Below are 19,269 nucleotides of genomic sequence, written 5' to 3'. Positions count from 1 at the left end.
GTTTATTACCTTCTACTTCGTAATAATTAGTTTGGGCTTAAAGAAATAACATGTACTAAAGATAAAGCCCTAATTAGCCACTTCACTCATAAATTTAATGCGATAGAGACGCAGTTCTTCATCTTCATAATCACCATCAAACTCTTCTACAGCATCATCTATTTTATCACTCTCAGATTCCATAAAATAATCATGGATTTCTTCTTGTTGGTCTTCGTCCAAAATTTCATCTATCCAATAACTGATGTTTAATTTTGTACCCGAAAAAACAATAGATTCCATTTCCTTTATAAAAGCAGGCATTTCCATACCTTTTGAAGATGCTATATCCGAAAGCGGTAGTTTTCTATCTACATTTTGTATAATGTACAGTTTAATAGCAGAGTTGGTACCTGTAGATTTAACAACCATATCATCTGGTCGCATAATATCATTTTCCTCTACATAATCTGCAATAAGACCAATAAAATCTTTACCATATTTTTTGGCTTTACTTTCTCCTACTCCATGCACATTAGATAACTCTTCTACAGAAATAGGATATTTTAAGGCCATGTCTTCTAAAGATGGGTCTTGAAAAATAACGAATGGCGGAACTCCTAGACGCTTTGCATTACGCTTACGTAAATCTTTTAGCATTGTCATAAGCTTTTCGTCAGCTGCAACTCCACCGCCTTTTGCGTTGGTTATAATGCCGTCATTAGCGTCTACATCATAAATATGGTCTTCTGCCATCATAAATGATAATGGTGCAGAAATATAGTCGATACCTTCGTTACTTAGACGGAGCACTCCATAGGTTTCTATGTCTTTTTTTAAATAACCTGCTACAATAACTTGTCTTATTAAGGCGGTCCAGTACCTCACATCTTTAGCTTTACCTACACCAAAAAAGGGTTGTAAATCTGTTTTATGCGAAGAAATTAAGGCATTAGCCTTACCAACTATTACTTGTACTAAATCTTTAGATTTATATTTTTCATTCGTTTTTTGAACTGTATCTAAAAGCACTTGTACGTCATCTTTAGCCTCTACCTGTTTTTTAGGATTACGTACATTATCGTCCATATCTCCACCTTCACCAGTGGCATTGTCAAACTCTTCACCAAAATAATGTAAGATAAATTTTCGCCTAGAGATTGATGTTTCAGAAAACGCGACAACTTCTTGGAGTAGCGCATGACCAATTTCTTGCTCAGCTACTGGCTTACCAGACATAAATTTTTCTAACTTCTCTATATCTTTATAAGCATAGTATGCCAAACAATGACCTTCACCACCATCTCTGCCAGCACGGCCGGTTTCTTGGTAATAACTTTCTATACTTTTTGGAATATCGTGGTGAATTACAAAACGTACATCTGGCTTATCTATTCCCATACCAAAAGCAATAGTTGCTACAACGACATCTGTATCTTCCATTAAAAACATATCTTGATGCTTTACTCTAGTCTTAGCATCTAAGCCTGCGTGATAAGGAACAGCTTTAACTCCATTAACTTGAAGTACTTGAGATAATTCCTCTACGCGCTTACGACTTAAGCAATATACAATCCCAGACTTACCTTCGTTTTGTTTTACAAACCGAATAATATCTGCATCAACATTTTTAGTTTTTGGTCGTACTTCATAATACAAATTTGGTCTATTAAAAGATGCCTTAAACGTAACCGCTTTAGGCATACCGAGACTCTTTAATATATCTTCTTGTACTTTTGGAGTTGCTGTTGCTGTTAAACCAACAATAGGAATATTGTCTCCAATCCGTTTTATTATAGTTTTTAAATTTCTATATTCTGGTCTAAAATCGTGTCCCCATTCACTGATACAGTGTGCTTCGTCCACAGCCATAAAAGAGATTTTTACAGTTCTTAAAAACTCTACATACTCTTCTTTAGTCAATGATTCGGGCGCAACATAAAGTAATTTAGTAACTCCATTAACGATATCGTCCTTTACGCGCTTCACCTCAGTTTTATTCAATGAAGAATTTAGAACATGTGCGACACCTTCGTGCTCTGACACGGCTCTTATGGCATCTACCTGATTCTTCATTAAAGCGATAAGTGGAGAAACTACAATGGCAGTTCCTTCCTTTATTAAAGCTGGTAGTTGATAACAAAGTGATTTGCCTCCTCCTGTTGGCATAATAACAAAAGTATTGTTACCTGCTACTACATTTTTTATAACTTCTTCTTGGAGGCCTTTAAACGCTGAAAAACCAAAGTGTTTTTTTAGCGCGATATGTAAGTCAATTTCTGCAATACTCATTAATCCCTATTAGTATTTTGTATACATTTGCAATAAGCTTAAAGATAACAATTTCTTTAAACCTAAGAAAACAATAAAAAATTAGTTTTGAACACCGCTCCAACCATCATAAATACTGCAAAAAGTACAATACAATTAGAAAGCGAAGCTATTGCACATTTGTCTCAATTACTAACAGATGACTTCTCGAATGCTGTAGAATTGATTTATAATTCTAAAGGAAGAGTTATTATTACAGGAATTGGAAAAAGTGCCATTATTGCAAATAAAATTGTAGCCACATTAAACTCAACAGGCACACCTGCTATTTTTATGCATGCCGCAGATGCCATACATGGAGATTTAGGATTAATACTAGAGGATGATGTTGTCATTTGTATTTCTAAAAGTGGCAACACTCCAGAAATTAAAGTATTAGTACCGCTTATAAAGAATGCAAAAAACAAGATGATAGCGCTAACTGGTAATAAGGACTCATTTTTGGGTCAACAGGCCGATTATATTTTAAATACTTATGTAGCGCAAGAAGCTTGTCCCAATAATTTAGCACCAACAACAAGCACCACAGCACAACTGGTAATGGGAGATGCATTGGCTGTTTGTTTACTAGAATTAAGAGGGTTTTCGAGCAAAGATTTTGCTAAATATCATCCTGGTGGTGCCTTAGGAAAGCGCCTGTATTTGCGAGTAAATGATTTATCATCCCAAAATTTAAAACCTCAGGTAGGCTTAGAAGCTAGCTTAAAAGAAGTTATTGTTGAAATTACTGAAAAAATGTTAGGCGTTACTGCTGTTATTGAAAATGATAAAATAATAGGCATAATTACCGATGGAGATTTAAGACGTATGCTAAGTAAGAGTAATACTATTGCTAATTTGAAGGCAAAAGATATAATGAGCTCTAATCCGAGACGCATAGCAGAAGATGCTATGGCTGTTGATGCTAAAGAAGTTATGGAAGCACATGGGATTTCGCAATTACTAGTAGAACACAAGGGTAATTATGCTGGCGTAGTTCATCTTCATGATTTAATAAAAGAAGGTATTATATAATGGCAGAAAAGAACATTGATGAAATGTCATTTTTAGATCATCTTGAAGATTTAAGATGGCATTTAATAAGAGCAACTGCAGGTATTGTAATTGCGGGTACAATTGCTGCGATTTTTTACAAATTCGTTTTTGATGTTATTATTTTTGGGCCAACACGTATGGATTTCCCAACCTATGAAGGACTCTGTAGAGTTTCAGAATTCTTAGGTATTAATGACACAACGTTTTGTGCTGATGAATTTCCTTTTAAGATTCAAAACAGAACCGTTGCAGGGCAATTTTCCGCGCATGTATGGACTTCTATTTATGCTGGTTTCATTATTGCTTTCCCATATGTTATTTATCAATTATGGAGTTTTATAAGTCCTGGTCTAAAATCAACTGAGCGCAAAAGTTCAAGAGGATTTCTAATTATCGCTTCTCTACTATTTTTTATTGGAGTTGCTTTTGGTTATTATATAGTCACACCTCTATCCATAAACTTTTTAGCTAATTATAATATTAGCGAACAAATTTCTAATGAGTTTGATGTTAGTTCCGTTATAGCAATTGTGCGTTCTTCTGCAATAGCCTCTGGTTTTGTTTTTGAATTACCAATTGTCATATACTTTTTAACTAAAATTGGTTTAGTTACTCCAGATTTTTTAAGAAAATATAGAAAATATGCTTTAGTAATTGTGTTGATTCTTTCTGCTGTTATAACACCACCAGATATTGCGAGTCAGGTCATAGTTGCTATACCAATTTTAATATTATACCAAGTAAGTATCTATATTTCTGCCGCTGTTGTGAGAAATCAAAAAAGAAAATTAAAAAATGTCTGATATAATCCAAGAGTTTAATGACTATCGTGCTAAAATGAATGATAAGATTTTAGCTGATAATAATAAAGTAATAAAACGAATTTTTAATTTAGATACTAATGCATTTCAAGAAGGTGCATTAGACAAAAAAACAAAAGAGCTCCTTGGCTTAGTAGCTTCTGCTGTGCTTCGTTGTGATGACTGTGTGAAATATCATCTAGAATCTTCTTATAATGAAGGCTTATCGAAAGCAGAAGTTAGCGAAGCTTTGGGTATCGCAACACTTATTGGAGGTACTATTGTAATTCCGCATTTAAGAAGAGCACATGAGTACTGGGAAGCACTTGAAAATCAAGGTTAAACTTTTAATAAAAGAAGCTTTAGAATAATCGAATATATATGATTTTGTTATTTTTAGCGTTCTAAGCAGTATTATGAAACTACGAGCAGAACATTTGATGAAGTCCTACAGCGGACGAAAAGTAGTAAAGGATGTTTCTTTGGAAGTTAACCAAGGGGAGATTGTTGGTTTATTAGGACCTAATGGTGCTGGTAAAACGACCTCTTTTTATATGATTGTTGGTATTATTAAACCCAATGGCGGCAATATCTATTTAGACGACACTAATATTACTAAATATCCGATGTATAAGCGTGCTCAAAACGGTATTGGCTATTTAGCACAAGAAGCTTCAGTTTTTAGAAAATTGAGTATAGAAGATAACATTTTAAGTGTTTTACAGCTTACAAAACTAAGTAAGAAAGAACAACAGGCTAAAATGGAATCTCTTATTGAAGAATTTGGTTTGGGCCATATTAGAACAAATAGAGGCGATTTATTATCTGGTGGTGAAAGACGTAGAACTGAAATCGCAAGAGCACTTGCTACAGATCCAAATTTCATTCTATTAGATGAGCCTTTTGCTGGCGTAGATCCGGTTGCGGTCGAAGATATTCAGCGCATTATCGCAAAACTTACAAAGAAAAATATCGGAATTTTAATTACCGATCATAACGTACAAGAAACTTTAGCCATTACCGATAGAACATACTTAATGTTTGAAGGTGGTATTCTTAAAGCCGGCAAACCTGAAGAATTAGCCAGCGATGAGATGGTACGTAAAGTATATCTAGGTCAAAATTTTGAGCTTCGTAAAAAGAAGTTAGAATTCTAAGCTAGTCTTCAACTTTATTATTTCAATCTTTTAAACATTCTTAAGCATACATAAAATGCTGCGGATTGTATTGCCACATTAAGTCCCCAAAACAATAGAGATATATGTAGGCCTTCCCCAGAATAAAATGGCAAACTTGGACTTATTAAGTTTATAGGAAAACTAATTAAAGTAATTAGCGGTTCTGTAATAGACGAAAAAAGTTCATTACCATTAGCTAAAAAATGATCTACTAAAACGATAATCAACTGAATTACTAGAAGAATTAAGAATATTCTAAAAAATGGTTTACGTTTTCTTTTAATCATTTTAATTAATTTTATCTTCTGAATTATCTATTAATTCTTCTTTTATTATTTTCTTTTGGTAACGTCCTTGTACAACGTCGACAATAACTAGAACAACAATTACAAAATAGAACGTCGTCTTACTCATTGGAACAATTTCATTTCCAAAAATCTTCAAATGTGCTAAATGACCACCTTCTGTCACTAACATTATGCCCACAATAAACAAAATAAAAAGTCCTAAAACCTCATACATCCTGTTTTTTGCCAAAAAAGTCGATATCCTGTCAGCTAAAAGCAACATTAATAAACCACTTACCACAATCGCAATAGCCATAACAATAAATGCAGTTGTAGAATTTTCTATCTCACTAGTTAGACCAATTGCCGCTAAAATAGAGTCAAATGAAAATACTAAATTCATTATAACAATACTTACAATTGCTGCATTTGCAGATTTATTTCGTTTAGAAACTTCTCCTCCTTCAACATCGTGATTTAAATCACTAATTGAAATCATATGCCATATTTCTTTAAGTGCTGTATAAATTATGAACCCACCACCAATCAAAACGATTATACTATGACCATTAAAAGCAAAATCTAAAACGTCATCGATATGACCTGTTAAAAAAGAAAATGGTTCTTGAAAATATTCAATCACAGATACTAGTACAAAAAGCAATACTATCCTAAGTCCTATGGCTATTAAAATACCTACTTTTCTAACACGTTTTTGGTCTTCTAAAGGTGCCTTCTTGGACTCTAGAGATATGTAAAGTAAGTTATCAAAACCTAAAACAGCTTGCAGCATTACAAGCATTAAAAGTGTAAAAATAGCTTCAGCCATAATTTTTATTCAATTAATTTAATTAATATTCTTTTTATCCAAAAGTGATAATGTAATATATAATGCAATTATAATTGGTATTGCAGTAAAACGCGAAACAATAAGTAATACAATAGTTAGAACTAAAAATACATAGCGGACTGCATTGTTCTTAAAACTCCAATCTTTAAATTTTAGAGCAAATAATTTAATATTAGAATTAAGCAAGTAGCAACTTATTAAAGTTAGAGCAATTAAAAACCACGTATTAATAATAAGAGCGTTTATATAATCATTGTTCTGATAAGCCATAATTAAAGGCAGCGACAAAATAAGTAAGGTATTGGCAGGAACAGGCAGTCCTTTAAAATAAGTTTGCTGGTCTTCATCTAAGTTAAATTTAGCTAAACGGTATGCTGATGCTAACGGAATAAATAATCCTATTAATGGTATAAAACTCTCGATACTACCAAATGACCATTTCTCTACAGAACTCCATCCTTCATTTATAGTTAAAAAATCAGTAGTGCGAATAGACATCGCTAACAATTTATACATTATAATACCAGGAACTACTCCACTAGTAACTAAATCTGCCAAAGAATCTAACTGAATACCTAAAGGACTCTGTACATTAAGTTTACGAGCTAATAACCCATCAAAGAAATCGAAAAATATACCTAAGAAGACAAAAAAAGCAGCTACTAAAAAATTGCCATAAACCGCAAATATAACCGCGATACAGCCACAAAATAAATTAAGTAGCGTGACTATATTTGGAATATGTCGCTTTAAACTCATGGTTAGTTAGTTTCTGTAAAAATATAAAAGTATTTGAGCAATTGTTAATATTTTATCAATTAGGTGCTAAAGAAAACAATAAGAACATTTTTTTGCAGTTAACTATATAGAAAAATATTGTGCATCTTTGTAAAAAAATTGTTGTTGAAAAATTACATTGTAATTCTCTTAACACTCGCTACGCTTTCTGTTACAGCTCAGACTACGAGAAAATATTCGAATGAATTTATGAATATTGGTGTTGATGCTGCTGCTTTAGGTATGAGTAATGCTGTTGTATCACAAACAAGTGATGTTAACTCAGGATATTGGAATCCTGCTGGACTTGTGCATCTTGAAGATAATCAGTTAGCCTTAATGCATTCTAGTTATTTTGCTAATATCGCCAACTACAATTATATTGCTTATGGCATGCCTTTAGATGACAGAAGTGCTGTAGGTATTTCTCTAATAAGATTTGGTGTTGATGACATTTTAGATACTACACAATTAATTGATGATCAAGGAAATATTAATTATGACAGAATTAGTACCTTCTCAACAGCTGACTATGGCCTCACCTTCTCCTACGCTCGTAAATTACCATTAGATGGATTAAATTTTGGGGTTAATGCAAAAATCATAAGACGAATTATTGGAGATTTTGCTTCATCTTGGGGTTTTGGTTTAGACGCAGGTATTCAATTTGAAAACAATTCTGGTTGGAAGTTTGGCTTAATGGCAAGAGATATATCCACAACATATAACGCATGGGCAATTGACGAAGAAAAGTTTGAACAAATTAGTGGTGCTATTGAAGGCCAGAATCAAGAATTACCCGAAACTACAGAAATTACGATACCTAAATTACAAATAGGTATGTCAAAAAAGTGGATTTTTAATTATGACTATTCATTCTTAGCTGCTGCAAATCTTAACTTTAGATTTGAACAAAACAACGACCTTATTTCAACCTCATTTGCAAGTATTAATCCTGCTTTAGGTTTTGAATTTGGTTATACTGACTTAGTATTTCTTAGAGCTGGTGCTGGTAATTTTCAGAATGAAATTCAAATAGATAATTCTGAAGATTTAACTTTTCAACCAAATTTTGGAGTCGGTTTTAAATATAAAGGTATTCAGATAGATTACGCATTTACCGATATCGGTGATCAAAGTGCCGCATTATATTCTAATGTTTTTTCGTTAAAAATAGATTTTAGTGTATTTAGATAATATTTATGAAACTAAAACTACCATTACTTTTTATACTCTTCGTGTCTTTTCTAACCTTTGGTCAGCAAAAGTTAGTTTCAGATAATACAGAAATTTCTGTTCTTACCTTTGGCCCTGGAAATTCGTTAAATGATGCATTTGGTCATAACGCGTTTAGAGTAAACGATAAAAGCCTAGGTATAGATATAGTTTATGGTTACGGAGAATATGATTTTGATGCTCCTAACTTTTATTTAAAATTTGCTCAAGGTAAATTGAATTATCTTATCAGTAGACATAAATTTTCTGATATTTATTACCACTACAGTAGTTATAACCGATCTATAAGCGAACAAGTCTTAAACTTAACTACTGAAGAAAAACAAAAATTATTCTCCTTTCTAGAGCACAATTACAAACCTAAAAATAGACGATATCTTTACGATTTCTTCTATAATAATTGTGCAACTAAAATTAGAGATATTACTCAAATATCTACTTCATCTAAAATTTCTTACAATACTCCTAACGATTTTGAAGTGAGAACTTTTAGAAATTTAATTCATGAGCATGTTAATCAGAATTCATGGGGAAGTCTTGGTATTGATATTGCCTTAGGCTCCATTATTGATACAGATGTGAAGTCGTATGAGTATATGTTTTTACCAAAATATATAAATTCATTTTTTGCTAGTGCTAAAATTGGTAAAGAAAAGAATTTAGTAAAACAGAGCTCAATTCTTTATAAAAAAAAACCAGAAAATGCTAAGTTAGATTTTATATTGAGCCCCTTAGTTGTGTTTAGTTTAATTACTGTTTTAATCCTTTTTATCACTTATAAAGATTATGGAAACGGACGAAGAAGTAGATGGTTAGATATAATATTGTTTGGCTTAACGGGTATTATAGGTTTACTACTTTTATTATTATGGTTTGCCACTGACCACACAACAACGGGTTACAATTACAATCTTCTATGGGCTTTTCCCTTAAACCTTATTGTAATTAACCAACTCAGTAAAAAGAAGGTGAAAAATTGGGTTAAAGGCTATCTTAAGTTTCTAATAATATTACTTTGTTTAATGACCTTACATTGGCTCATTGGTGTACAGAATTTTGCAATAGGGTTAATACCATTATTAATCGCTTTCTTTCTTAGATATATTTTTATACTTAGGCATTTCAGCAAAAATTAAGATATTACTGTCCTCTATAATATAAAATTGTACTTAATGTTTTTATTGAAATACTAAAATCTAAAAATACACTTCTGTGTTTTATGTAGTATAAATCGTATTGTAGCTTTATTAAACTATCATCAACCGAAGATCCATATCGTGTATTTACCTGAGCCCATCCTGTTAGACCAGGTTTAATAATATGTCTTGTTTCATAAAAAGGAATTATACGAGACAATTCGTTAACAAAAAAAGGGCGCTCTGGTCTTGGTCCTATTACACTCATATCACCTTTTAAAACATTATAAAATTGAGGTATTTCATCTATACGCGAACGTCTTAAAAATTTACCGAATGATGTAACACGATTATCATCTTTTTTTGCCCATTTAACACCGTCTTTTTCAGCATTTCTAATCATCGTTCTAAGCTTAAAAATGTTGAATGTCTCACTGTTTCTCCCAACACGTTCTTGGGTATAAAATAATGGACCTCTATTTCCTATGGTATTTCCTATTAATAAAAAGGGTAATAAAATTATACCGACAAGTAAGCCTAAAGTCGCAATAATAACATCGAACGCTCTTTGAAAAAATATATAAAGTTTATTTTCATTACTTCTACTAAAAGGAAAATATTTGTAGAAATCCTTACCTACAAACTGAATCGGTACTTTATGCAATAACTCCTCATAAACCTGTGTATAATCTCTTATTTTAAAACCGCGTTCCATTAATAAAATTAAATCATGATACACCTCTGAAACCATGGCATCGATATTAAAATTGGCGACCAATACTTCAGATATATTTTCTCGAGTCAAAATTTCAAGAAAATCTTCAGGTTGGTATTCTTTAAGTCCTTTATATTTTACTGATAAATCACTTGTGCTTTCACTATTTATAAACCCAACGATTTTATAATTTGGATCTGAATTATCTAAGGCGTCAATTAAACTTTCTAAATTAGAAACTTCAGCTACTAAAAGTACACGTTTGTAAAAGCGCGGTGATTCAATGAGTTTAACATATACTATTCTCCATAATAATAACGATGTAATAATTATTAAATAGAAATATAATATTTGCATCCGCTCTTCGGGCAGAATTGGAGCAAGAAAAGGAGTTAACAGATAAAATAATACTACAATAGAGGCCGTTAAAACTATATTTCTAAAAGTGATATCTAACTTACTGGCTTTTTGAAGATCGTAGAGTTCAAAAACTGTCCCAAAAACTGTAATGTATAATAGAAGAAGTATTAGCTCTACTGTATTTTCTTGATTAACTGAAACATAATCAAATGTAAAAAATAGATTTAAACAGTAAACACCAGCAAAAACCATGACTAAATCCATGAGACGGAGAAGTACCTTTCTTTCTGATACTTCAAAGTGTATACCTTTCTTATGCTTCATTCTTTAGGGGAACGGCTTTTGGTAAAGATAACAAGTCTTTAGTGTAATTTAATATTTTCATTGCAAAAGCTTCTGCCAATTAGGCTTTACTGCATTCCAATCAAATTTTTCAACCTTATGACGAGCATTCTTTATTAAACTTAACCGAATATTATCATCCGATTGTAATCTAATAATTTCATTTACCATAGCTTCAACATTCTCTTTAGGTACTAACAAACCGTTTTTCTCATGAGAAATTAAAAAAGGCATACCACCAACATCTGTCGAAACAACAGGCAAACCAAGAGCCATTGCCTCAATTACACTGACAGGAGTATTATCAAAATTTGTAGTATTTATGAATATGTTGTGGTTTTTAGATAACTCAATCCACTCTTTTTTTGATAGTTTACCCGTAAAAGAAATATCTAAATTATCTCTATTTGCTAGTTTTTTCACTTCGTCTAATGAACCATCTACCTCCGGACCAACCATAGTTAAAGACGCATTATACCCATCTTTACACAATTTTTCTAGTACTAAAACTGCTAAAGCTGGATTATATATTGCCGAAAAGGATCGGACCCAAAGCAATCTTAGGTCATCCATTTTATGATCTAAGAATTTATAATCTTCTATATCTATACTATTAGGAATAAATTCGACAGCCTTAAATCCGTGTGACAAAATAATTGAAACCAAAAAATTTGATGGAGCAACTAATTTATAAGCATTTTTAAATATTAAAGCACTCAATGTTGGGTTATGTATTAATCTGTTTTCAAGATTTCCACCGTGTAAAATAGGTATATATGGTATTCTAAGAATTCTACATAATTGACTAATAATTAAAGCAAAATAGAAGTTTGAAGTACTATAAGTATCAATTAAAACATAATCTGTTTTAGAACTATTTCTTAACACTAATAGAATCATATCTAATAAGCGAAGAACTTTATTAGATTTACTCGAGGCTATTTTTATAGAACAAATCTCTTTTAAATTACCACCAAGCGTATCTATAGTTGTTCTAGTCTTTCCTTTGCTGGATAATGCGTTGCCTATGTACAGGACGTTTTTCATAAGTTACATTTAAAAGCGCCAAAGCATAAATAAAACCTGGCGCGGCAATTCTCATAGCAGAGTGATTTATTGTGGCAAACCAAAAAACTAAAAAGGCATAAAAAAAATAATTCCTCTTGTTATTTACTCTATAGGTCAATGGCACAATTATTAAAATTAAAAGCATTATTATACCTAACATACCATGCTCAGATAGCATTCTACTTAGTTCATTATGTGTCGCTACTACATATCCTAAACTTTGTAAACGCCTTTCTTTCATACCACTCGCACCTACACCAAAAAATGGTTCGCTTATAAAACCTTCTAATTCCCCTAAGAAAAGATCTACTCTACCAGCAGAAACATCTTCTTTTAATTTTCCGCTTGCATCTTGGTTAGAATAGCGTTTATCAATTAAACCACTTGTTTGATTTGAACTTACAACCCAAATTACTGCCGAAGCTAAAATTACGGCTAAAAATGAAGAACCTATAATACGCTTATTTCTAATACTAGATTTATAATAGATTATAATTAAAAAAGAAAATATCATCAGTATAGCTGTAATTACACCTCCACGACTAAATGTTATAATTCCTCTAAAACTTATAATACCAAACAGAATAATATTAATTGCTTTTACTAATGTCTCTTTAGAGTTAAGAAAGAAGTTAACACAGAAAACAAACATTCCTAAACCTAAAACAGTCGCAACTTGGTTTGGCCCAAAACCGCCTGAAGCTGCAAAATTAGATTGAGTTCCTCTAAAAATATCCTCTAAACTTACTGTGTACAAAAATAAATATGTAATTAAACTAACTAAGGGAAGTCCTAAAAACAGTAAAACATTAATTAAATCTTTTAAACTTATTTTCTTATCGAAACTATACAACGCAGCAATCCCTAAACATACCGGACCACTTAAAACAAAAGCAATATTTGTTCTTAAATTAGAATCTAAACCTATGTTCATTGAAGCTACAAGAATAGATGGGATTAATAGAAATAGAAATAACAAATACGGATAAGATCTATTAGAGAGACCTCTATAATACATACCAATAAGCATAAAAAAAATAACCAAATATTTAGATGATTCATAAAAAACACCTGCCTTTGTCATTCTAAATAATACCTCAGCACCAACAATATAAGCACAAGCTTTTAATACTTCGACCGTCTTTTTCTCTTTAGATGATGAAAAAATATTAACCAAAAAATAAATAATCACTCCAAAAAAGAATATTTTAGAAAAGAACGCTACAAAATACAAGAGTATCCCAATTACGATATGCAAAATAATTTTAGAAGGATAGTTAAGATTCAAAATTCTAAGATTATAAAATTGTTTTATAGATACCTACAACATCTGAAAGTATACTTTCTTGTGAATATAACTCAGAAACTTTTTTACTGAAATTATTAGCGCAAGATAATCTATAATCTTCATTACCAATAAATTCTAAGATTGACTTTGCAAATGCATTTACATCTCCGTTTTCAATCAAATATCCATTATCAGCATCGTTAATTAATAAACCACAACTACCAACATTTGTTACCACTACAGGTAACTTAGCCATACCATATTCTAACAAGGCTAAGGGTAAACCTTCAGACTTTGATGAAAGTACACCAATCTCACATTGTTTCATGATATTTAAAATATCTGACTTACTATCATAAAAATGAACCCCATCTTTAAGATTTAATTCTTCAATTTTTTTGAAAAAACTATTAGAATAATCATCGTTAAAATCTTTTCCCACACAATGCAAGGACCAATCTTTATACTTTACTTTTACAATACTAAAAGCCTCCAAAAGCATGGAATGATTCTTTTGTTCGCGAAGGTTAGCAAGGCATAGTATGCGTTTTCCATCTATACCTTTTAGCTTAGTGAGGTTTGAATGTTGTTCTTTTAAAACAGGGAAATTCTTAATACACTCTACATTGTTACACAAAAGATTCATTTTTGACCATTCTTTTAATTTAGAGTTAACACTAAAAATGTATGAAAATAACCTAGAACAAAAGCGTAAAACTTTTTTAGGCCTATTCTGACTATTTTCGCTATTACCATAATGGTCATGCCAAATTATTTTTACTTTAGGTATAATAATTTTAACTAAGGTCGCCAAAAAAAAAGAAGACGAGTGTGCATGAATAATATTAATTTCATTACGTCTTATATAATTCTTAAGTCTAAAAACTGCACTAATGTCTAAAGTAGATTTTCGATTTAAAAACAAATAATCTACCTCATCACTGATAGTATCTTTTAGCACACCTTCAAAACGAGTTGCACAAAGATGTGATGCAACACCGAGCTTACAAAGTCCATTAGCATAATTTACTGACAAACGTTCTGCACCTCCCGCTTCTAAAGTATCTATAATTTGAATTACTGTTATCACTAACTTTCTAAAATAGTTTTAATATCTCCTTGAAAACGCTCTATTGTGAACCCTTCGGACCATTTTTGCGCTTGCTGAGACATTGCATTTAAATAAGTATTACCCTTCTCTAATTCATCTATTATAACCTTTGCAGCTCTACTCTGGTTTGGTTCTATTAAAATACCTCTATTTCCATTATCTAACATCCAAGAAATGCACGAGACGTTAGTTGATATTGGTATAACACCATAAAACATACCCTCGGCAAGTGCTTTTGGCCAGCCTTCACTTTTTGAAGGTAATATTGAAAAATGTGAGTCTTTGATATACGCTTTTACAATATCCATACTTTTATTACCGTGCAAAACTATATGATCTTTTAGTGAATTATTACTAATGTAGTTTTTCAATTCTACTTCAAGTATTCCATCACCAAACATATGCAACTCTAGGTTTATTCCTTTTTCAATTAATTCTTCTATGATTTTAATAACAAGAAATGGTCGTTTACCTTTAACTAAAGCACCTAAGAATATAAACTTAAGCTTTTTTGAATACTCGCGTTTACTAAAATCTATTTTATCTAATTCGCTAAAAGTAGCCGTATAAAATGGAACGACATATTTAGATTGATTATCCCATTTACCATAAACTAAAATTTTATTATTCTTTGTAAAGAATGAATTACTTAAAAGCCATTTTTGAAATCTGTACCCAAAAGGCTGTCTGCTATCGGGACTCCAATTACCAGCATATTTAACAGTTTTAGACTTGCTCGGAAAAAACACTTGTGCAATAGCTGCTAATGCAGCAATATTGCTAGGACACCTAAAATGCAAATGATCAGATTTTTGCATTACACGAAATATCTTAATCATAATAACTGGCAATTTTATAAGCAGGCTCAAAACATTTACAAACGATTTAATATTAAAACTAGTTACTTTAACTAAGTTTATATTTGGATGCTCATAAGGTAAATCGATAGCATTTAATTCTTCAGATTCTGTAAAGGGTGCAACAATTAATATATTATCAAAATTCTTAACCCAAATATTCATCTCTCTAATATAAGGTCCATAACCATAAAAATGGTTGTCTACTTGCTTATGTTCTACAAGCGTAAAAATTGCTAATGTTTTTTTCCTTATTGCCAAAACTCAATCAATTTAGTACAGACTTGTAATAATCAATATTCAATTTAGTTATTCTTTTCGGGTTAAATTCTTTTAAAACAAATGCTCTACCTGAGTTAGCAATTGTTTTAGATTCCTCTTTATAACTTAACGCCCAAATTATTTTATCTGAGATATCATTAACATCGTAAGGATCGCATAGCAGTCCTGTTTTATTATGGATTATTGTTTCTGGTCCTGGTCCACATTCTGAAAAAATCACTAACTTATTCATTGCCATAGCTTCGGGAGCAACTAAACCCTGTGTTTCCATTAATGAAGGGAATACGCAGCATTCTGCGGACGCATACTTTTTTGCTAATTCACTCAAAGGTAATGTTCCCATAAAATGAATTCTATTTTCATTTATATTCAAATTAGGAATAATATCTTTTTTAAGGAATTCTATATAAGACCGTCCGTCTTTAAAAAACCAATCTCTGCCATAGATATAAAGCTCTATATCAGGATTATGTTTTAAAACTTTTGGCATCGCTTTAATCAGTTGAGTAATCCCTTTTTTTTCGCATACTGTACCTGCAAATAGTAGTGTGCTTTCTTTAACTCTAATAGAAGTAATTGGACTAAAAATCTCTAAATCAATAGCATTTTTTATAATCTTAATAGGCTTGTTATAATAACTTAAGTATTTAGCTGTATGCGATTTTACATATTTTGAAACGGCTATAAACCCATCAGATTTTTTAAATGAACGCTTTTCTTGAAAGCCTTTCCATTTATTAATACCTCTCTTTTCTGACTCAGCAAAAAAATGATGTCCACCATGTAATCTAATTATATACTTTATCGATTTTAGTTTAGAAAGAAATGCTAATCCTAATTCTGTAGTTTCAACAATATCAATTGGAGTATTTGCATCAATTTCATTTATTTTATTAGTTATTGTTTTGCTATTAAAGAACCAAGTTAATCCTTTTACTTTCCTAGGTTTTAGTCTATAAACTGTAATACCGCAATGTGTTTCTTCTTCATTTTGATTTGTATAATTATTTATGCCTATAACAGATACTTTATGTCCTCCCTCTACTAAATTTTTAGCAAATGTTGCTACAAACGTACCAATGCCTCCATGAGAAAAGCCTTGTTTTGGATATTCATTTGTTATAAAGCAAATATGCATTATTGTATAGCTTTGGCTATGTTAATTGAACTTTGATCTAAAGGATGCATTACTACTTTTTTCATCCAGTTTAATTTATCTTTTCCTATAGTTTCTGGCTCTTCTATTGTCTTAGATACAAGAGTGTATATATCTTCTTTCTTGTTAATCCAACCTACAGCATCTAAACCCGTCATACTTCTAAAGTGTTGAAATTTATAAATAATATCAGTACTCCAACTAGAATCTTGAGAAGGGTTATAATTAAGATATAAACAAGGCTTGCCATGTGTTGTAAAATCATGCGCCATAGTACTACCCAAATTAATTACTAAAGTACAATGCGCTACTAAATTAACCTGTAAATTAATATCGTCATACATAGGAAAATAACCAACCCAACCTGTTTTAGATTCAGCATTCCATTTAGGGTCTATAGGTTTAACAAAATCTTTATACGTATCTAAAGTAGTATTATATCTTGAAGAAAAATCAACAGGACATCTTCTAAAAATAATTTGAACACTATCTTTTAATGGATATAATGCTTCTACAACATCTTTAAAAAATAGCTCATCGTGTGGAGATGTTATATAATCATCACCACTAAAACAAATCCATATTTTATTTATATCTAAATTATATTTAGTTGCAAATTCCTCACGAGATGACACGCGCTTTTTATCTAAATAAAATTCAAACTGTGGAGTACCAACTAGTTTTATTTGGTCTTTTAGAATTTCTGGGTAATAGGTTTCCATTTCCTCTTTCATCCATTTAGACCATACTAAATAATTGTCTGTTTTTACACATAATCGTGCCTTCGGCAAATTGTCCCAAGAAAAAATAGCAGTTGTTGACTTAATTCCTAATTGTTTAGCGGCTATGCATATAGGCATTAAACCTGCCACACGTTGATGAGTTATAAAAATTGAAGTGAGTTGTAAATTTTCTAAATCAGAAACGTATTTACCTATTAAGTTTTTGGAAATACTCTCTCTACTTTTCTCTTCTGTTCTTAATATATTTTTATAATTCTTGGAAATAGAATGACCTAAAACTTCTGCCAGACGGTATAATAGTTTTACTTTAAAACTGTATGTTGGACGTCTCCAATTTGTTAATATAGTTGCATTTTTTTGTAATGTAGCATTATATTTTAATCGCGCGTAAGACGCTGCCTCTCGATATAAACGAGTTTTTAAATTTTCTGGTTGTAAATTAATATTCTCAAAGTGAAAATCAATATTGTGAAGTTTTCTTACATGATCAAAAGCATCTTTTGGCAATGGAGACCATATTGTAATTTTAGTGTCCTTTTTTAAATGAGAAATAATATTAGAATAGAGGTAATTTTTAATCCCTACACCATCTGGTACTAAAAACAAAATGTGCTTTTTAAAAGGCATCCTTAAATTGTTTCTGATGATTTATATTCCAGATATTATTAGACTCTAAACTATCAATAAATAATTTAGCGCTGTTACCTTTTCCAAAGGAATCACTTTTATCTAAATTAATTTTTCTAGCGCTATTAACTGCTTGGATAATTGCTAGTTTTTCACTCTTGATATTTACTATTTCTGAAGAACTCGCCCTGTTCATTTGTCTATTTCCTATATTTATGGTTGGCACACCATAATATGGAGCCTCTCTTACACCTGCACTACTATTACCAATCATAAAGCTCGCATTCTTAAGTAAGGTCAAAAAATACTCAAATCTTACTGATGGATAAACTTTAAATCTTGGGTGATCTTTAAGCTTCTCATAAGCTTTTAGAATATGCTTACTACCTAAATCATTATTCGGATATATGACTACATAATTCTTTTCACTTTCAATTAATCCGTCAACAAACTTTAATGCTTTGTCATAGATAGAATCAATTTCGGTAGTTACAGGATGATACATAGCCAAGCCATAATTTTCGAAATTAATTTGATAATATCTCTTTACCTCTTGTAATTCTGGTAGATTATCTGAAAACATAATATCGACATCTGGAGAACCAATTGTATAAATTGTGTTTTCTAATTCTCCCATTTGGATTAAGCGTTTTTTAGCATCATCATTGGAAGTATAATGGATATGACATAATTTAGATACCGAATGCCTTATCAATTCGTCTATAGTACCAGATAATTCTCCTCCTTCTATATGTGCAACCAAGATGTTATTTAAGCTACCTACAATTGCACCAGCTAAGGCTTCTACTCTATCGCCATGTACTACAATTAAATCTGGATTAATCCTCTTTATATATTCAGAAAAACCATTAATAGTTTTAGCTAAGGTTAAATCCATCGTAGCCTCATCCGTGTGGTTATTAAATGTTTCAATAGTATCAAAACCACAACGTTCAACTTCTATTAAAGTATAACCATATTCGTGCATAAGGTGCATGCCTGTAACGAAGATATGAGGCTCAAAATCTCGATGATTTTCTATACTTTGAATCAGCGCTTTTATTTTACCAAAATCTGCTCGTGTACCTGTAAGAAAAACTATTTTACGCAT

18 protein-coding genes are annotated in these 19,269 nt (G+C 31.3%); 6 read left to right on the top strand and 12 right to left on the bottom strand.

Annotated features, from left to right (window positions below):
* Positions 1 to 69: 69 nt before the first annotated feature.
* On the bottom strand, positions 70 to 2,271 hold the full coding sequence (locus ACFWU4_RS07665; RefSeq protein ID WP_411126463.1) for a RecQ family ATP-dependent DNA helicase: 2,202 nt from the start codon (positions 2,269 to 2,271) through the stop codon (positions 70 to 72).
* Positions 2,272 to 2,358: 87 nt separating this feature from the next.
* Between ACFWU4_RS07665 and ACFWU4_RS07660 the strand changes: the two genes are divergently transcribed.
* The 4 genes from ACFWU4_RS07660 to lptB all read left to right on the top strand — a co-directional run bounded on the left by ACFWU4_RS07660 (position 2,359) and on the right by lptB (position 5,302).
* Entirely contained in the window at positions 2,359 to 3,324 is a 966-nt protein-coding gene (locus ACFWU4_RS07660) for an SIS domain-containing protein (RefSeq protein WP_411126461.1), read from the top strand.
* Positions 3,324 to 4,148 (top strand): twin-arginine translocase subunit TatC, encoded by an 825-nt coding sequence (tatC, locus tag ACFWU4_RS07655; RefSeq protein ID WP_411126459.1) that lies wholly within the window; start codon positions 3,324 to 3,326, stop codon positions 4,146 to 4,148. Before ACFWU4_RS07660 ends, tatC begins: the two co-directional genes overlap by 1 nt.
* Positions 4,141 to 4,488 carry a carboxymuconolactone decarboxylase family protein gene (locus tag ACFWU4_RS07650; protein WP_411126457.1) on the top strand — a complete coding sequence of 116 codons (348 nt, stop codon included), beginning with the start codon at positions 4,141 to 4,143 and terminating at the stop codon, positions 4,486 to 4,488. Before tatC ends, ACFWU4_RS07650 begins: the two co-directional genes overlap by 8 nt.
* A gap of 73 nt (positions 4,489 to 4,561) precedes the next feature.
* A complete protein-coding gene (lptB, locus tag ACFWU4_RS07645) occupies positions 4,562 to 5,302 on the top strand; it encodes an LPS export ABC transporter ATP-binding protein (protein ID WP_411126455.1) in 741 nt (246 codons plus the stop codon).
* 17 nt (positions 5,303 to 5,319) lie between these two features.
* Here the strand turns inward: lptB and ACFWU4_RS07640 are convergent, their stop codons facing one another.
* Genes ACFWU4_RS07640 through ACFWU4_RS07630 form a run of 3 tightly spaced genes read right to left on the bottom strand, consistent with a single transcriptional unit; the run spans position 5,320 to position 7,219 of the window.
* The gene (locus tag ACFWU4_RS07640) at positions 5,320 to 5,610 is read right to left on the bottom strand and encodes a hypothetical protein (RefSeq protein WP_411126453.1); all 291 of its coding nucleotides are present in this window, start codon (positions 5,608 to 5,610) and stop codon (positions 5,320 to 5,322) included.
* 1 nt (position 5,611) lies between these two features.
* A complete protein-coding gene (locus ACFWU4_RS07635) occupies positions 5,612 to 6,439 on the bottom strand; it encodes a TerC family protein (protein WP_411126452.1) in 828 nt (275 codons plus the stop codon).
* Between the two features lie 18 nt (positions 6,440 to 6,457).
* Positions 6,458 to 7,219: a CDP-alcohol phosphatidyltransferase family protein gene (locus ACFWU4_RS07630; RefSeq protein WP_411126450.1), complete on the bottom strand. Its 762-nt coding sequence runs from the start codon at positions 7,217 to 7,219 to the stop codon at positions 6,458 to 6,460.
* Positions 7,220 to 7,363: 144 nt separating this feature from the next.
* Between ACFWU4_RS07630 and ACFWU4_RS07625 the strand changes: the two genes are divergently transcribed.
* Entirely contained in the window at positions 7,364 to 8,434 is a 1,071-nt protein-coding gene (locus tag ACFWU4_RS07625) for a PorV/PorQ family protein (RefSeq protein WP_411126448.1), read from the top strand.
* 5 nt (positions 8,435 to 8,439) lie between these two features.
* On the top strand, positions 8,440 to 9,609 hold the full coding sequence (locus ACFWU4_RS07620) for a DUF4105 domain-containing protein (RefSeq protein WP_411126446.1): 1,170 nt from the start codon (positions 8,440 to 8,442) through the stop codon (positions 9,607 to 9,609).
* Between the two features lie 4 nt (positions 9,610 to 9,613).
* Here ACFWU4_RS07620 and ACFWU4_RS07615 read toward each other — a convergent pair whose 3' ends face one another.
* Genes ACFWU4_RS07615 through neuC form a run of 8 tightly spaced genes read right to left on the bottom strand, consistent with a single transcriptional unit; the run spans position 9,614 to position 19,269 of the window.
* Positions 9,614 to 11,008 (bottom strand): exopolysaccharide biosynthesis polyprenyl glycosylphosphotransferase, encoded by a 1,395-nt coding sequence (locus tag ACFWU4_RS07615; RefSeq protein ID WP_411126444.1) that lies wholly within the window; start codon positions 11,006 to 11,008, stop codon positions 9,614 to 9,616.
* A gap of 57 nt (positions 11,009 to 11,065) precedes the next feature.
* Positions 11,066 to 12,073 carry a glycosyltransferase family 4 protein gene (locus ACFWU4_RS07610; protein WP_411126442.1) on the bottom strand — a complete coding sequence of 336 codons (1,008 nt, stop codon included), beginning with the start codon at positions 12,071 to 12,073 and terminating at the stop codon, positions 11,066 to 11,068.
* Positions 12,021 to 13,382 carry an O-antigen ligase family protein gene (locus tag ACFWU4_RS07605; RefSeq protein WP_411126440.1) on the bottom strand — a complete coding sequence of 454 codons (1,362 nt, stop codon included), beginning with the start codon at positions 13,380 to 13,382 and terminating at the stop codon, positions 12,021 to 12,023. The genes ACFWU4_RS07610 and ACFWU4_RS07605 overlap by 53 nt, the downstream gene beginning before the upstream one ends.
* A 10-nt stretch (positions 13,383 to 13,392) precedes the next feature.
* A complete protein-coding gene (locus ACFWU4_RS07600; RefSeq protein WP_411126438.1) occupies positions 13,393 to 14,472 on the bottom strand; it encodes a glycosyltransferase in 1,080 nt (359 codons plus the stop codon).
* Positions 14,472 to 15,611: a glycosyltransferase gene (locus tag ACFWU4_RS07595; protein ID WP_411126436.1), complete on the bottom strand. Its 1,140-nt coding sequence runs from the start codon at positions 15,609 to 15,611 to the stop codon at positions 14,472 to 14,474. The genes ACFWU4_RS07600 and ACFWU4_RS07595 overlap by 1 nt, the downstream gene beginning before the upstream one ends.
* 7 nt (positions 15,612 to 15,618) lie before the next feature.
* Positions 15,619 to 16,770: a glycosyltransferase family 4 protein gene (locus tag ACFWU4_RS07590; protein ID WP_411126434.1), complete on the bottom strand. Its 1,152-nt coding sequence runs from the start codon at positions 16,768 to 16,770 to the stop codon at positions 15,619 to 15,621.
* The gene (locus tag ACFWU4_RS07585; protein WP_411126432.1) at positions 16,770 to 18,158 is read right to left on the bottom strand and encodes a hypothetical protein; all 1,389 of its coding nucleotides are present in this window, start codon (positions 18,156 to 18,158) and stop codon (positions 16,770 to 16,772) included. The genes ACFWU4_RS07590 and ACFWU4_RS07585 overlap by 1 nt, the downstream gene beginning before the upstream one ends.
* Positions 18,148 to 19,269: a UDP-N-acetylglucosamine 2-epimerase gene (neuC, locus tag ACFWU4_RS07580; RefSeq protein ID WP_411126430.1), complete on the bottom strand. Its 1,122-nt coding sequence runs from the start codon at positions 19,267 to 19,269 to the stop codon at positions 18,148 to 18,150. Before neuC ends, ACFWU4_RS07585 begins: the two co-directional genes overlap by 11 nt.

Source organism: Winogradskyella sp. PE311, assembly GCF_046545555.1.
In the GTDB taxonomy this organism is placed as follows: Bacteria; Bacteroidota; Bacteroidia; order Flavobacteriales; family Flavobacteriaceae; genus Winogradskyella.
The sequence above is the reverse complement of the archived record's forward strand: the minus strand, read 5'-3'. Positions and strand labels throughout refer to the sequence as shown.